The following is a 13,380-nucleotide window of genomic DNA, read 5'->3' as shown; positions in this document are numbered from 1 at the left end:
GCGATGACCACCCACGACCACGACCTGTCCGCGGAGGACACGCCCCGGCGCGGGCTGCCGCTGCCCCCCGCGCACCCGGAGCGGCCCGCGCTCGTGCGGCTCCGCGCCGAACCGCCCACCTGGGCCTTCGGCGACCTGCGGCTGCGCCGCTACCGCGCCGCCGACCACCCGACCGTCCTCGACCTGCACCGCGCCGGCCTCGCCCAGGTGGGGCTGCGGCCCGGCGACGGCGTCTACTACGAGCACGACTTCTTCCGGATGGAGGAGATCTACCTCGGCAACGGCGGCGAGTTCCTCGTCGGCGAGGTCCGCGACGAGATCGTCGCGATGGGCGGGCTGCGCCGCGCCGACCTCGTGCCCGCCGGCTCGGCCCGCGCGGCCGGCGGCCGGGCGGTGACGGGCCTGCCCGGCTCGGTCCTCGACGACTCCGGTCCCGACGTCGCCGAGATGGTCCGGCTGCGGGTCCGCCCCGACCTCCAGGGCCGCGGCTACGGGGCCGTCCTCGTCGAGGCGCTGGAACGGCGCGCCGCCGAGATCGGCTACCGGCTGCTGCGGGCCGACACGACCGAGCGGCAGCGGGCGGCGCTCGCCCTGTACCGCCGGTTCGGCTGGACGCGGACCCGCCGGGAGACCATCGGCGGCATCGTCAACGTCTACCTGGAGAAACGCCTGTACTGAGCGGGGTTCCGGTCCGCGCGCGAGCCGTGGGGGGCTCGCGCGCGGACCGGTCGGGTCGGGCCGGTCAGTCCGGGCGGCGCGCGGCGAGGACCTGGAGGAACGGGTACCGGCGGTGCTTGATGCCGGTGAGGCCGCGGTCGGCCAGGGCGTCGTGCATCTCGTCGTCGCCGAAGAGGCGGACGCCGGTGAGGGCGCCGACCAGCCGGCCGCCGGCGCGCGAGAGCGGCAGCGACGGGCGGCGCGAGGTGAGGATCAGCAGCCGGCCGCCGGGGCGCAGCACCCGCACCATGGAGTCGACCGCCGGCCACGGGTCGTCGAACAGGTAGAGCGCGCCGCAGCAGCTCACCGCGTCGAAGGACGCGTCGGCGAACGGCAGGCCGGCGGCGTCGCCGCGGACGTAGCCGACGCCGTCGCCGGGGGTGTCGGCGGCGGCGCGCTCCAGCATCCCGGCGGCCGCGTCCAGCCCGACGACCAGGCCGTTCTCGGCGACGCCCGCGGCGAGGGCGCGGGTGACGTTGCCGGGCCCGCAGGCCACGTCGAGCACCGTCGCGGCCGGCTTGCGGACGTCGCCGGGCCGGCCGAGGCCGAGCCAGGCGCGGGCGAGCGCGTGCTCGGCGGCGGTGTTCGGGCCCGCCGGCCAGCCCTTGGCGAGGTTGAACGCGAGCGGCCGCCACAGCCGCTCGTAGACCTGCGGCAGCAGCGTGGACTGCATCGCGACCTGCGCGAGCGTCGGCGGCGGCGCGGTGTCCGGGCCGAGCAGGTCCAGGAACGGCGCGGACGGGTCGGGGGCGGCGGGCGGGTCGGCGAGCAGCGCCGAGATCCGCGCGAGCAGGGCCGGATGCACCCCCTTATTCGATCACATGTCAATGCGGGGGCCGGGGGCGGCCCCCGCGGCGCGCGTCCAGAACGCGCGCATGAGCGGGGTGGGGGACGGGCCCGCCAGCTGCACCTGGGTGAGCAGCACCGACACCAGGCCGGTGGCCGGGACCACGTGGAACGCGGTGCCGGTGCCGCCGACCCAGCCGTAGCGACCCGGGACGTTCCACGGGTCGACGGCGGCGACGTCCACCGAGCCGCCGAACCCCCAGCCCTGCCCCTGGAGGAAGATCCGGCCCGCCGCGCGGTCGGCGGCGGTGGTGTGGTCGGCGGTCATCAGCGCGACCGCCTCCGGCGGCAGGACGCGCGGGCCGGCGCCGAGCAGCATGCGCCCGAACGCCAGCAGGTCGTCGGCGGTGGAGACGAGCCCGGCGCTGCCCGCCGGGAACGCGGCCGGCTCCGCCCACGACCCGTCCGGCGGGTCGGCGACGGCGAGCCCGCCCGCGCCGTCGTGCCGGAGCAGCGGCAGCGCGCGGCCGGGCGGGAGGACGAAGCCGGTGCCGGCCATGCCGAGCGGCTCGAAGATCCGCTCGGCCAGCACCTCCGGCAGCGGGCGCCCGGCGGCGCGCGCGAGGAGCACGCCGAGGACGTCGTAGGCGGTGTTGTACAGCCACGCCTCGCCGGGCTGCGCCGCCATCGGCAGCTGCGCGAGCCGGCGCAGCCACGCGTCCGGCGGCGGCGCGTCCTGCGGGTCGTGGACGTGCCGCTGCAGCCCGTCGAACAGGGCCTGCGCGGCGGGCAGCCCGAAGTCGCCCGGCAGCCCGTAGCCGCACCGGGACGCCAGCACGTCCCGGACGGTCATCGGGCGCGCCGCCGGGACGGTGTCGTCCAGCGGCGCGTCCGGCGTGCGCACCACCCGCAGGCCGTCCAGCTCGGGCAGCCACCCGGTGACGGGCTCGTCCAGGCCGAGCGTGCCGTCGCCGACCAGCGTCAGCGCCGCCGCGCTGACGATCGGCTTGGTCACCGACGCGATGCGGAACACCGTGTCGCGGTCGGCCCCCCGTGTCGCGACCTCGACGCCGTCGCCGGCGGCCACGAGGGCCACCGCACCGTCGATGTCCAGAATGTCCCGCAGTTCGCTCATGCCGTCTCCTCCGCCGGTCGTCGGAAGGAGTGACCGGCGGAGGGGGCGGAACTCATCGGCCGTCCAGGTCCAGTCCGGTCTGGGCGGCGGTGAAGGACAGGGTGTCGGTCATGAGGTCGACCGAGCGGCTGACCGAGCGGCCCGCGTGGCCCACGTGCGCCTCGTTGCGGAGCAGCACCGGCAGGTCCGAGGCGGACGCGTGCTGGAGCGCCGCGCACATCTTGCGGGCGTGCAGCGGGTCCACCCGGGTGTCGCTGTCGAAGACCGTGAACAGCACGGCCGGGTAGGCGACGCCCTCGCGGACGTGGTGGTAGGGGGAGTAGGACAGCAGCCAGCCGAGCTCCTCGGGGTCGGCGGCGCTGCCGTACTCGTCGTTCCAGGTCTGCCCGAGCCCGAACAGCTCGTAGCGGGCCATGTCCAGCAGCGGCGCCGAGCAGACGACGGCCCGGTACAGGTCGGGCCGCTGGGTGAGGGCGGCGCCGACCAGCAGACCGCCGTTGGACCCGCCGGAGATCGCGAGCCGGTCGGCCGTCGTCCAGCCCTGCGCGACGAGCGTCTCGGCGGCGGCGTGCAGGTCGTCGAACACGTTCTGCTTGCGCTCGCGCATCCCCGCGCGGTGCCACTCCTCGCCCTCCTCGGAGCCGCCGCGCAGGTTCGCGACCGCGTACACCCCGCCCGCCTCCACCCAGGCGAGGACGCTCGCCGAGTAGGACGGGGTGAGCGGCACGTTGAAGCCGCCGTAGCCGTACAGGATCGCCGGGCGCGGGCCCGTCCGGTCCGGGCGCGACATGACGAGCATCCGCACCTCGGTGCCGTCGGCGGAGGGGTACACGATCTGCCGGGACTCGATCTCGGGGAGGCGGACGGCGCCGGGCGCGGCGGCCCACGTCGTCGTCTCGCCGGTGCGCGCGTCGTAGTGCAGCACCGACGACGGCGTGGTGTTGTCGGTGTAGCCGAACCACGCCTCGTGGCCGCCCTCCGGGCGCTCGACGATGCCGCCGATGGAGCCGAGGCCGGGCGCGGGGACCGTGCCGATCCGCTCGCCGGTGGCGAGGTCGTGCACGGTGATCTCGCTGATGGCGTGCCGGGTCCAGCCGGCCAGCAGGACGGGCCGGTCCAGGCCGTCGAGGACCGCGAAGTCGGTGAGCACCGCCTCGGGGTCCTGCGGGATCAGGTCGGTCCACTCCTCCGGCCGCTCGGGGTCGGCGACGCAGAGCCGCGAGCGCGGCGCGTCGCGGTCGGTGAAGACGTAGGCGCGGCCGTCGCGGCCGACCGACAGCCACGTCTCGGCGTCCACGCCGGTCTGCACGGCGCGCAGGGCGGGCTCCTCGGGCGCGGACGCGGCGAGGTCGGCGAGCCAGAGGTCGTTGCGGGGCGCGGTGCCCTGCGACGCCGACACGGTGAGCCAGCGGCCGTCGCGGCTGAGCGCGACGCCGTAGTAGTTGGTCTTGTCCAGGCCGTCGCCGAACACCAGCGCGTCGTCGGTCTCGGGGTCGGTGCCGACGCGGTGCAGGTAGACGCGCCGGTGGTACTGCTCCTCGCCGGCGGGGACGTCGGCGGGCGCGAGCCGCCGCGTGTAGTAGTACGCCTCGCCGCCGGGCAGCCAGGCGATGGAGGAGTAGCGGGCGCGGTCGATCGGGCCCTCGACGCGCTCGCCGGTGGCCACGTCCAGGACGTACAGCAGCGACTCCTCGTCGCCGCCGTGCGAGACCTGGTAGGCGAGCCGCCGGCCCTCCCTGTCGGGCTGCCAGCCGTCGAGGACGGTGGTGCCGGCCGGGTCGAGCGCGATCGGGTCGACGAGGGCGCGCTCGGCGCCGCCGGGGTCGACGGTGTAGAGCACGGCGTGCTCCTGGTCGGCGGTGCGGCGGGTGAAGAAGTGCCGGTCGCCGCGCCAGACGGGGGCGCCGACGCTGCCCGCCGACAGCAGCTCGGTGAGGCGGGCGCGCAGCCGGTCGCGGCCGGGCAGGACGTCCACGGTCTTGCGGAACAGCTCGTCCTCGGCGGCGAGCCACCGCTCGGTCTCGGCCGACCGGCGGTCCTCCAGCCAGCGGTAGGGGTCGGGGACGCGGCGCCCGTGCAGCTCGTCGACGAGGTCCTCGCGCGGCGCGGGCGGGTAGGCGGGCCGGCGGAGCGGCGGGTCGTGCGGTCGGCTCATGCAGGCACCCTACGCAGGCGGCCCGGCGCCGCGCACGGCCCGGCCGCTCGCACATGCGGACAATCGGCGCGGGCCCGCGGGCGGCACGCGCGGCGAGGTGAACCCGGCGATGATCTTCGGTAGAAGTGGCGGTGACCAGCAGGGTCGTACCAGACGGGGGTTGGACATGAGGAGCATCATCACGGCGCGCGCCGCCGTGCTCGCCGGCGCGTTCGGCGCCGCGCTGGCGGTCGCGCCGGCGGCGCACGCGGCCGGCAAGGTGGACTTCGCCTACTCGGCGCCGGAGGTGTCGGAGGAGGGCGACAACGTCGTGTGGACCTGGACGGTCGGCGCGGGCGACGGGCCGGTGGAGAAGGTCGTGCTGACGCACCGGCTGACGCCGCACCTGAAGGTGGCGTCGGTGAGCAAGGAGTGCACGGTGCTGGAGGCGGCGGTCCGCTGCGAGTACGGGGCGCTGAAGGCCGGGCAGCGCAAGAGGGGCGTGCTCGTCGCCGACATCCCGGTGGGCACCAGCGGCTCCGTCCAGATCAGCGGGCGGGTCACCTGGCGGCAGGGCGGCGCGCCGGGCGCCGCGACGGGCGCCGCGACGCCGGGCGTCTCCGCGGCGAGCGCCGAGCCGGTGGGCGCCGCCGGGGCCTGACGCCCCGGCGCGGCGCGGGCCCGGCCGGGACCGGCCCCCGGGACCGCCGGAACCGTGCGGGACCGGGGGCGCGCGGGTTCGATCCGGGCGTGTTGCGGGGAGGAATGGGGGTAGCGGGCGGGCTCCCTCACCCGCCACACTGATTTCGGGTCGGTTCGCCCCTGGGGAGGTCCTCATGGCGGGTGCGCAGGTGCCGGAGACGATACTCGGGCCTCGGCTGGAGACGCGCGACGCGTCCGCCGGGGCCGTGAGCGCGGGCGCGCGCCCGCTGGAGGGCGTCTGATGGGACGGCAGGTCCTCCTCCTGAACGCGACGTACGAACCCCTCACCACGCTTTCCCTGCGGCGGGCGGTCTGCCTCGTGCTCCGGGAGAAGGCCGAGGTCGTCCATCCCGACGCCGCCGGTGCCCGGCTGCACTCGGCGGCGATGACCATCGAGGTGCCGTCGGTGATCCGGCTGCGCCGCTACGTGCGGATCCCCTACCGCACGCGCGTCCCCCTCACCCGCGCGGCGCTGATGCGGCGCGACAACTTCCGGTGCGTGTACTGCGGGCGCCGCGCCGAGACGATCGACCACGTGCACCCGCGCAGCAAGGGCGGCAAGCACGTCTGGGAGAACTGCGTGGCGTCCTGCACCTCCTGCAACCACAGCAAGGCCGACCGCCTGCTGGAGGAGCTCGGCTGGACGCTGCCGGTCCCGCCGGGCGTGCCGCGCGGCGCGCACTGGCGGCTGATCGGCATCGTCAACGACGGCGACCCGCAGTGGGCGCCCTACGTCCGCGAACCGGCCGCCTGAGCGCGGCCGCGCCGGGCCGGGCGCGGTTATCCTGGGCGGGTGCCTCGATACGACTACCGCTGCCGCGCCTGCGGGTCCACCTTCGAACTGTCGCGCCCGATGAGCGAGTCGAGCGCGCCGGCGCCCTGCCCGCAGGGCCACGACGACACCGTCAAGCTGCTGTCGACCGTCGCGGTGACCGGGACGGCGCGCGGCGGCGCCCCGGCCCCGCCCGCGGGCGGCGGGGGCGGCTGCTGCGGCGGCGGCTGCTGCTCCTGAGCCGGTTCAGTCCGAGCCGAGCCCGTTGAGGCGGGCGAGCAGCGTCGCGAGCGTCCGCACGTCCTCCTCGGGCCAGCTCTCCAGGCGGGCGTGGAAGTGCTCGCGGCGCGCGGTGCTGACGGCGTTCAGCCGGCTCCGCCCCTCCTCGGTGAGGGCGAGGCGGCGGGCGCGGCCGTCGGCGGGGTCGGCGTGCCGCTCGACGAGCCCGAGGCCCTCCAGCACGTTCATCTGGCGGGTGATGGTGGCCTTGCCGACGCCGACGTACCCGGCGAGGTCGCTCGGCCGCGCGGGGCCGTGCTCGCGCAGGTAGGCGAGCAGGCCGTAGGCGGCGGAGTCCAGCTCGGGGTGGACGGCGCGGCTCAGCCGGTCGGAGGCGGCGCGGGCGCGGCGGAGGAAGACGCCGAGCTCGCGCTCCAGCGCCTCATGCGCCGTGCGGCCGCCCGAGGTCCGCGCCATGGTCCCTCCCGTCGCCCTCCGGCCCGCCGGTCCCCGCCGCGCCGGCGGCCTGCAGCGCGCTGGAGGTGCGGAGCGGCACCTCCTTGATGCAGAGGATGGCGACCACGCTGAGCAGGGCGAACGGCACGGTGTACAGGAACAGGCTACCGGTGGCGTGCCCGAAGGCGTCCTCGACGACGGCGCGGACCGGGGCGGGCAGGGCGCCGAGGTCGGGCAGGGCGTCGCTGCTCGGCGCGTGCCGCACGCCGAGGCGGGCGAGGCCGGGCTCGGCGTAACGGGTGACGCGGTTCGCGAGGACGGCGCCGAGCGCCGAGACGCCGACCGTGCCGCCGAGCGTCCGGAAGAACGCGACGGCCGTGCTGGCGGCGCCGAGCTCCTGCGGCCGCACCTGGTTCTGCACGGCCAGCACGAGGTTCTGGAGGGTGAGGCCGAGCCCGACGCCGAGGCAGGCCATGCCGGCCGCCGTCACCCCGTAGGGCGTCCCGTGGCGGAGCAGCCCGAGCAGGGCGCAGCCGACGGCGAGCAGCACCGCGCCGCCGACGAGGAACGGCTTCCACCGCCCGGTCCTGGTGATGATCCGGCCGCCGGCGGCGGAGGCGACGGCGAGGGACAGAATGAGCGGCAGGGTGAGGATGCCGGCGGCCGTCGGGCTCTGCCCGCGCGAGAGCTGGAAGTACTGGCTGAGGAAGGTCGTGCTCGCGTACATGGCGACGCCGGCGAGCAGGCTCGCGACCACCGCGAGCGCCACCGTCCGGTTGCGGAACAGGCGGAGCGGCACGATCGGCTCGGCGGCGCGGGTCTCGACGAGGACGAACAGCACGGCGAGCAGCGTCCCGCCGCCGACCATCGCCGCGCTCCACCACGACAGCCAGGCGTAGTCGTCGCCGGCGAACGTCACCCAGACGAGCAGCAGCGACGCGGCGGAGGTGATGAGGGCGGCGCCGGCCCAGTCCACGGTGACCTTGCGCCTGCGCACCGGCAGGTCGAGGTTGCGCTGCAGGACGGCCATGGCGATCAGCGCGAGCGGCACGACGACGAAGAAGCACCAGCGCCAGCCGAGGCCGCGGGTGTCGACGATGACGCCGCCGACGAGCGGCCCGCCCGCGGTGCCGACGGCGAGGACGGCGCCCATGTAGCCGGAGTAGCGGCCGCGCTCGCGCGGGGAGATCATCGTCGCCATGATCACCTGGGTGAGCGAGAGCAGCCCGCCGGCGCCGGCGCCCTGCACCGTCCGCGCCGCGATCAGCGTCGCCGGGTCGGTGGCGAGGCCCGACAGCAGCGAGCCCGCCGCGAAGATCAGCAGGCCGAGCTGGACGAGCGCCTTCTTGCTGACGAGGTCGGCGAGCTTGCCCCACAGCGGGCTGGACACGGTGGTCGCCAGCAGCGTCGAGACGATCACCCAGGTGTAGGTGCTCTGCCCGGTGCGCAGGTCGGTGATGATGCGCGGCAGCGCGTTGGTGACGATCGTGGACGACACGATGGCCACGAACATGCCGAGGTAGAGGCCGGACAGGGCCCGCAGGATCCGCCCGTGGGACATGGGGGCGGCCGCCCCGGCGTCCGTCGTCGCCGCCATTGGCCCTCCAAAGGTTGCCCGAGGCAACCATAAGCGCGCCGCCCACCCCCCACAACCCCCCTCCCGCCACCCCCTTCCACCCGCGACCACCCGGTCACCCCTCGTCGAGTTGCGGCGTGTTGGCCTATGGGAGCGCTCCCAGAGGCCAACACGCCGCAAGTCAACGAGAGGTGACCAGGGGGTCACCGGAGGAGGGCGGGGTGCGGGCGGGGGTCAGGGGCGGCGGGCTTCGGGGGAGAGGAGGCTGACGTCGCGGGCGGCGCCGGTCGACGCGGACGTGGCGAGCGCGGCGTACACCTGGAGGGCCGGGCTGACCTTGCGCTGCCGGTCGCGCGGGCGGTAGCCGCCGAGGTCGGCGAGCAGCCGCTCGCGGCGCGCGTCCAGCTCGGCCTGCGGGACGTCCAGCTCCAGCACGCGCCTGGGGATGTCGATGACGATGCGGTCGCCGTCCTCCACCAGCGCGATGACGCCGCCGCCGGCGGCCTCGGGGGAGGCGTGCCCGATGGACAGCCCCGAGGTGCCGCCGGAGAACCGGCCGTCGGTGACGAGCGCGCACGCCTTGCCGAGGCCGCGGCCCTTCAGGAACGACGTCGGGTAGAGCATCTCCTGCATGCCGGGGCCGCCGCGCGGGCCCTCGTAGCGGATGACGACGACGTCGCCGGCCTTGACCTTCCCGCCGAGGATGCCCTCGACGGCGTCGTCCTGGCTCTCGAAGACGACCGCGGGACCGGTGAAGGTCCACAGCTCCTCCTCGACGCCCGCGGTCTTGACGATCGCGCCGTCGACCGCGATGTTGCCGCGCAGCACCGCGAGGCCGCCGTCGGCGGTGTAGGCGTGCGCGACGTCGCGGATGCAGCCCTGCTCGCGGTCGAGGTCGAGCTCCTCCCAGCGGGCGCTCTGGCTCGCCGAGGCGGTGGTGCGGACGCCGCCGGGCGCGGCGTGGAACAGCTCGACGGCCTCGGGCAGCGCGTTGGGGGAGCGCACGTCCCACTTGTCGAGGTGCTCGGCGAGCGAGGCCGAGTGGACCGAGTGGACGCCGCGGTGCAGCAGCCCGCCGCGGTCGAGCTCGGCGAGCAGCGCGGGGATGCCGCCCGCGCGGTGGCAGTCCTCGACGTGGTACTTGGCGGTCGCCGGGGCGAGCTTGCAGATGCACGGCACCCGCCGCGACAGCTCGTCGATCTCCTTCAGCCCGAAGTCGACGCCGCCCTCGTAGGCGGCGGCGAGCAGGTGCAGGATCGTGTTGGTGGAGCCGCCCATCGCGATGTCCAGGACCATGGCGTTCTCGAACGCGTCCTTGGTGGCGATGCTCAGCGGCAGGACCGAGGCGTCGTCCTGCTCGTAGTAGCGGCGGGCGATGTCGACGACGGTGCGGCCGGCGTCCTCGTAGAGGCGGCGGCGCGCGGTGTGCGTGGCGAGGGTGGTGCCGTTGCCCGGCAGGGACAGGCCGATGGCCTCGGTGAGGCAGTTCATCGAGTTGGCGGTGAACATGCCCGAGCAGGACCCGCAGGTCGGGCAGGCGCTCTCCTCCATCTCCAGCAGCGTCGCGTCGCTGACCGAGTCGTCCGCCGAGGCGATCATCGGGTCGATGAGGTCGAGCTTGTTGCCGCTCATGACGCCCTCGACCGGCTTGCCGGCCTCCATCGGGCCGCCGGAGACGAACACCGTCGGGATGTTCAGGCGCAGCGCGGCCAGCAGCATCCCCGGAGTGATCTTGTCGCAGTTGGAGACGCAGACCAGCGCGTCGGCGCAGTGCGCCCGCACCATGTACTCGATGGCGTCGGCGATGACCTCGCGCGAGGGCAGCGAGTAGAGCATGCCGTCGTGGCCCATCGCGATGCCGTCGTCGACCGCGATCGTGTTGAACTCGCGGGGGACGCCGCCGGCCTCCTTGACCGCGCCCGCGACGACGTCGCCGACCTCGCGCAGGTGGACGTGGCCGGGGACGAACTGGGTGAAGCTGTTGGCCACCGCCACGATCGGCTTGCCGAAGTCCTCGCGGGCCACGCCGCTGGCGCGCATGAGCGCGCGGGCGCCGGCCATGTTCCGGCCATGGGTGACGGTGCGTGACCTGAGCGGGGGCATGTGACCTCTCCAACCTTGGGCGTTCTGGCGAAGACCGTGCGACCGGGCCGTGGCGGCGTGCCGGTGCGGCCCGGTGCGGGGACCTGGGGCAGCGGCGGGTCTCGGCGCTGCCGCCGGCTCAGCAGAGGTCGTGTGAGGGCCGGCCGCAGGTTCCGCCCATGGTATCAACGCGGGCCCGTGCCCGGCTCTGGCCTCGGCGGGCGCCGCGCGGCGGGGCGCCGGGCCGGCCGCCGGGCGGCCCCCAGGGACCGCCCGCCGGGCGTCGTCGCACCCCTAGACCGAGGTGTCGCTCGGGTACTTCGGCGGCAGCGACTCCACCGCCGCGGTGTAGATCTGGTCGACGTCGGTGTCGGTGAGGATGCGCGGGCGGCGGCGCAGGTAGCCGCGCGCGCGGTTGCCGGAGAAGACGTCCACGTCGCGCACCCGCATGACCTTCCACGGGATGGACGGGCCGTAGATCGCCACCGACGGCTGCACCGGCACCTCGAAGCCGACCTGGCCGCCGATGATCTTGCTGGCCTGGTCCGCCTCCCACCGCGCCTCGTCCAGCCGCTCCTTCTTGTTGAAGGGGCCGTGGAAGAGCTTGCGGTGCGACAGGGTGCGCACCGGCAGGCGCTTGTCCCACTTCTCCGAGTCGATCGCGTAGACGCCGCTCGGGCCGATGACCAGGTGGTCGATCCGGCCGTCGCTGACGCCCTCGTCGTCCATCGGCACCGCCCGCGCGTGCAGCACCCGGTAGCCGTTGCGCTCCAGGCCCTTCAGCTGCTTCTCGGTGCGCCGCTCGATCGCCGACGACTTCTGCCACGCCGAGACGCTGGAACTGGTGCGGGCCTTGCGCACGACGTCGGCGATGACGATCAGGATCGCCAGGGTGATCCCGATCCGGCCGCCGAAGACGACCGCGGCGATGAGGCCGGCCACGACCGCGACGGCCACCCGCACGATCCAGCGGCGGATCTGGGGGTCGCCCAGCATCTCGCCGTAGGTGCGGCCCTCGGGCGGCTGCTCGTCGGGCTCCCGCTGGGGCTGGCCGCGGGCGTCCTGCTCGGCGTCGTCCTGCTCCATGATGGCCATAGTGACGCTCCGTAGTCCTTTCGCGCCGGAAGCATGATCCTCCGAGCGCAGAGTAATCAGTCCGGCGGACGGCGACTAGCCATGTCGGGTTAATACTTTTGTCGCCTGGGTCGGGCGATTCGCCGGGCTGGAGAGCGGGTAGGCAGAATTCCCGCATCTCGTCCGCGACGTGCCGCTGGTCCATCTTTGATGCTCCCGCATCCGCCGTCTAGCGTTCCGCTCTGTGACACATACCCATGACATGACGGCTATGCGGCTGGCGGCCGCGATCCGCTCCCGGGAGCTCTCCCCGGTCGAGGTCGCCGATCACTACCTGGCGCGGATCGACCGGCTGAACGACCAGGTCGGCGCCTACATCGCGGTGACGCCCGAGATCGCCCGCGCGCAGGCGCGGGAGGCGGAGAAGCGGGTGCTGGAGGCGGCCGATCCGGCGGAGCTGCCGCCGCTGCTCGGCGTCCCGGTGCCGATCAAGGACCTGAACCTCGTGCAGGACGTCCCGATGAGCTTCGGCTCCCGGGTCTACGACGGTTTCCGCGGTTTCGTCGACGACAACGTCGTGGTGCTGCTGAGGGAAGCCGGAACTGTCCTGTTGGGGAAGACCAACACCCCCGAATTCGGCCTGCCCTGTTATACCGAGAACGGCGTGGCGCCGGCCGCCCGCACGCCCTGGGACCTCTCCCGGTCGGCGGGCGGGTCCAGCGGCGGCGCCGCCGCTGCGGTCGCGGCGGGCCTCGCGCCGGTCGCGCAGGGCAGCGACGGCGGCGGCTCGATCCGCATCCCCAGCAGCGCCTGCGGCCTGTTCGGGATCAAGCCGACGCGCGGCCGGATCTCGCAGGGCCCGGTCGTCCCCGACCTGTTCGGCCTGTCCACCTCGGGCCCCATCGCGCGCACCGTCGAGGACGCCGCCCTGCTGCTGGACGTGATGGCCGTCCGCCGGCCGGGCGACCTGTACTGGGCGCCGCCCGCGCCCGAGGGGGGCTTCCGGGCGCACGCCGGACGCGCGCCGGGGCGCCTGCGGATCGCCCGCAGCGCCGTCCCGGCCGTCCCCGGCGCCGAGGTCCACCCCGACTGCCTGGCCGCCTACGAGGCCGCGACGGAGCTGCTCGTGGAGCTCGGCCACGAGGTCGAGGAGCTGCCGCCGGTGTTCGGGCCCGAGCTGGTGCCGCACTTCGAGACGCTGTGGGGCGTCATGGCGACCCTCACGCCCGTGGACCCCTCCCAGGAGGACCGGCTCCAGCCGCTCACCCGCTGGCTGCGCGAGCGCGGCCACGCGACGAGCGCCACCCAGCTCTTCCTGGCGCACGCGGCGCTGCAGGGCGCGCTGCGCGACGCGTTCCCGGTCACGGACCGCTACGACGCGATCCTGCACCCGACGCTGGCGCTGCCGCCCGCGCCCGTCGGCTGGTTCCACGACCAGGAGCCGGCCGAGAACTTCCACCGGCAGACGCTGTTCACCCCGTTCGCCGCGCAGTACAACATCTCCGGCCAGCCCGCGGTGAACGTCCCGCTGCACTGGACCGGGGCGGGGCTGCCCATCGGCGTCATGCTCGCCGGGCGGCTCGGCGGCGAGGCGACGCTCATCGAGCTGTCCGCGCAGCTCGAACAGGCCCGCCCCTGGATCGACCGCAAGCCCGACATCTGGGACGCCTGACGGTTCCCCGGCCCTCCTCGCGCCCGCGCGGGGGGAGGGCCGGGATTTTGCCGGG

Annotated in this window: 12 protein-coding genes; 5 read left to right on the top strand and 7 right to left on the bottom strand. The window is 75.1% G+C overall.

The features are described from left to right. The first annotated feature begins 3 nt into the window (after positions 1 to 3). A complete protein-coding gene (locus tag K1Y72_RS17550) occupies positions 4 to 678 on the top strand; it encodes a GNAT family N-acetyltransferase (protein WP_220167423.1) in 675 nt (224 codons plus the stop codon). A gap of 64 nt (positions 679 to 742) precedes the next feature. Here K1Y72_RS17550 and K1Y72_RS17545 read toward each other — a convergent pair whose 3' ends face one another. Genes K1Y72_RS17545 through K1Y72_RS17535 form a run of 3 tightly spaced genes read right to left on the bottom strand, consistent with a single transcriptional unit; the run spans position 743 to position 4,793 of the window. Continuing rightward, positions 743 to 1,522, bottom strand: a complete 780-nt coding sequence (locus K1Y72_RS17545; RefSeq protein ID WP_220167422.1) for a class I SAM-dependent methyltransferase — start codon at positions 1,520 to 1,522, stop codon at positions 743 to 745. A 12-nt stretch (positions 1,523 to 1,534) separates the two neighbouring features. Then, positions 1,535 to 2,638, bottom strand: coding sequence for a serine hydrolase domain-containing protein (locus K1Y72_RS17540; protein ID WP_220167421.1), 1,104 nt, complete (start codon positions 2,636 to 2,638; stop codon positions 1,535 to 1,537). 52 nt (positions 2,639 to 2,690) lie between these two features. Further along, positions 2,691 to 4,793: a prolyl oligopeptidase family serine peptidase gene (locus K1Y72_RS17535; RefSeq protein WP_220167420.1), complete on the bottom strand. Its 2,103-nt coding sequence runs from the start codon at positions 4,791 to 4,793 to the stop codon at positions 2,691 to 2,693. A gap of 166 nt (positions 4,794 to 4,959) precedes the next feature. Here K1Y72_RS17535 and K1Y72_RS17530 point away from each other — a divergent pair, with 166 nt between their 5' ends. The 3 genes from K1Y72_RS17530 (at position 4,960) to K1Y72_RS17520 (ending at position 6,486) form a co-directional block, all read left to right on the top strand. Continuing rightward, positions 4,960 to 5,433 carry a hypothetical protein gene (locus tag K1Y72_RS17530; RefSeq protein WP_220167419.1) on the top strand — a complete coding sequence of 158 codons (474 nt, stop codon included), beginning with the start codon at positions 4,960 to 4,962 and terminating at the stop codon, positions 5,431 to 5,433. A 282-nt stretch (positions 5,434 to 5,715) separates the two neighbouring features. Continuing rightward, positions 5,716 to 6,228 carry an HNH endonuclease gene (locus tag K1Y72_RS17525; protein WP_220167418.1) on the top strand — a complete coding sequence of 171 codons (513 nt, stop codon included), beginning with the start codon at positions 5,716 to 5,718 and terminating at the stop codon, positions 6,226 to 6,228. Between the two features lie 39 nt (positions 6,229 to 6,267). Beyond that, the gene (locus tag K1Y72_RS17520; protein WP_220167417.1) at positions 6,268 to 6,486 is read left to right on the top strand and encodes an FmdB family zinc ribbon protein; all 219 of its coding nucleotides are present in this window, start codon (positions 6,268 to 6,270) and stop codon (positions 6,484 to 6,486) included. Between the two features lie 6 nt (positions 6,487 to 6,492). Here K1Y72_RS17520 and K1Y72_RS17515 read toward each other — a convergent pair whose 3' ends face one another. The 4 genes from K1Y72_RS17515 to K1Y72_RS17500 all read right to left on the bottom strand — a co-directional run bounded on the left by K1Y72_RS17515 (position 6,493) and on the right by K1Y72_RS17500 (position 11,665). Then, a complete protein-coding gene (locus K1Y72_RS17515) occupies positions 6,493 to 6,942 on the bottom strand; it encodes a MarR family winged helix-turn-helix transcriptional regulator (protein WP_220167416.1) in 450 nt (149 codons plus the stop codon). Continuing rightward, positions 6,908 to 8,518 carry an MDR family MFS transporter gene (locus K1Y72_RS17510; protein ID WP_258572602.1) on the bottom strand — a complete coding sequence of 537 codons (1,611 nt, stop codon included), beginning with the start codon at positions 8,516 to 8,518 and terminating at the stop codon, positions 6,908 to 6,910. The genes K1Y72_RS17515 and K1Y72_RS17510 overlap by 35 nt, the downstream gene beginning before the upstream one ends. A gap of 213 nt (positions 8,519 to 8,731) precedes the next feature. Continuing rightward, positions 8,732 to 10,600 carry a dihydroxy-acid dehydratase gene (ilvD, locus tag K1Y72_RS17505; RefSeq protein ID WP_220167415.1) on the bottom strand — a complete coding sequence of 623 codons (1,869 nt, stop codon included), beginning with the start codon at positions 10,598 to 10,600 and terminating at the stop codon, positions 8,732 to 8,734. Positions 10,601 to 10,873: 273 nt separating this feature from the next. Beyond that, on the bottom strand, positions 10,874 to 11,665 hold the full coding sequence (locus K1Y72_RS17500; protein ID WP_258572600.1) for a nuclease-related domain-containing protein: 792 nt from the start codon (positions 11,663 to 11,665) through the stop codon (positions 10,874 to 10,876). 232 nt (positions 11,666 to 11,897) lie between these two features. On the opposite strand from K1Y72_RS17500, the gene K1Y72_RS17495 reads away from it, so the two are divergent. Continuing rightward, complete coding sequence (locus tag K1Y72_RS17495) at positions 11,898 to 13,325, top strand: amidase (RefSeq protein WP_220167413.1); 1,428 nt, start codon at positions 11,898 to 11,900, stop codon at positions 13,323 to 13,325. Positions 13,326 to 13,380 lie beyond the last annotated feature (55 nt).

This window comes from Actinomadura parmotrematis (assembly GCF_019458805.1).
Taxonomy (GTDB): domain Bacteria; phylum Actinomycetota; class Actinomycetes; order Streptosporangiales; family Streptosporangiaceae; genus Spirillospora; species Spirillospora parmotrematis.
Note: the sequence above shows the minus strand (reverse complement) of the source record. Positions and strands in the feature narration are given on the sequence as shown.

Bases quoted from the DNA above. Each gene is read 5' to 3' on its own strand.
- K1Y72_RS17525 (WP_220167418.1), top strand. From the start codon at position 5,716: ATGGGACGGCAGGTCCTCCTCCTGAACGCGACGTACGAACCCCTCACC.
- K1Y72_RS17500 (WP_258572600.1), bottom strand. From the start codon at position 11,665: ATGGAGCAGGACGACGCCGAGCAGGACGCCCGCGGCCAGCCCCAGCGG.
- ilvD (WP_220167415.1), bottom strand. From the start codon at position 10,600: ATGCCCCCGCTCAGGTCACGCACCGTCACCCATGGCCGGAACATGGCC.
- K1Y72_RS17530 (WP_220167419.1), top strand. From the start codon at position 4,960: ATGAGGAGCATCATCACGGCGCGCGCCGCCGTGCTCGCCGGCGCGTTC.
- K1Y72_RS17535 (WP_220167420.1), bottom strand. From the start codon at position 4,793: ATGAGCCGACCGCACGACCCGCCGCTCCGCCGGCCCGCCTACCCGCCC.
- K1Y72_RS17510 (WP_258572602.1), bottom strand. From the start codon at position 8,518: ATGGCGGCGACGACGGACGCCGGGGCGGCCGCCCCCATGTCCCACGGG.
- K1Y72_RS17540 (WP_220167421.1), bottom strand. From the start codon at position 2,638: ATGAGCGAACTGCGGGACATTCTGGACATCGACGGTGCGGTGGCCCTC.
- K1Y72_RS17515 (WP_220167416.1), bottom strand. From the start codon at position 6,942: ATGGCGCGGACCTCGGGCGGCCGCACGGCGCATGAGGCGCTGGAGCGC.
- K1Y72_RS17550 (WP_220167423.1), top strand. From the start codon at position 4: ATGACCACCCACGACCACGACCTGTCCGCGGAGGACACGCCCCGGCGC.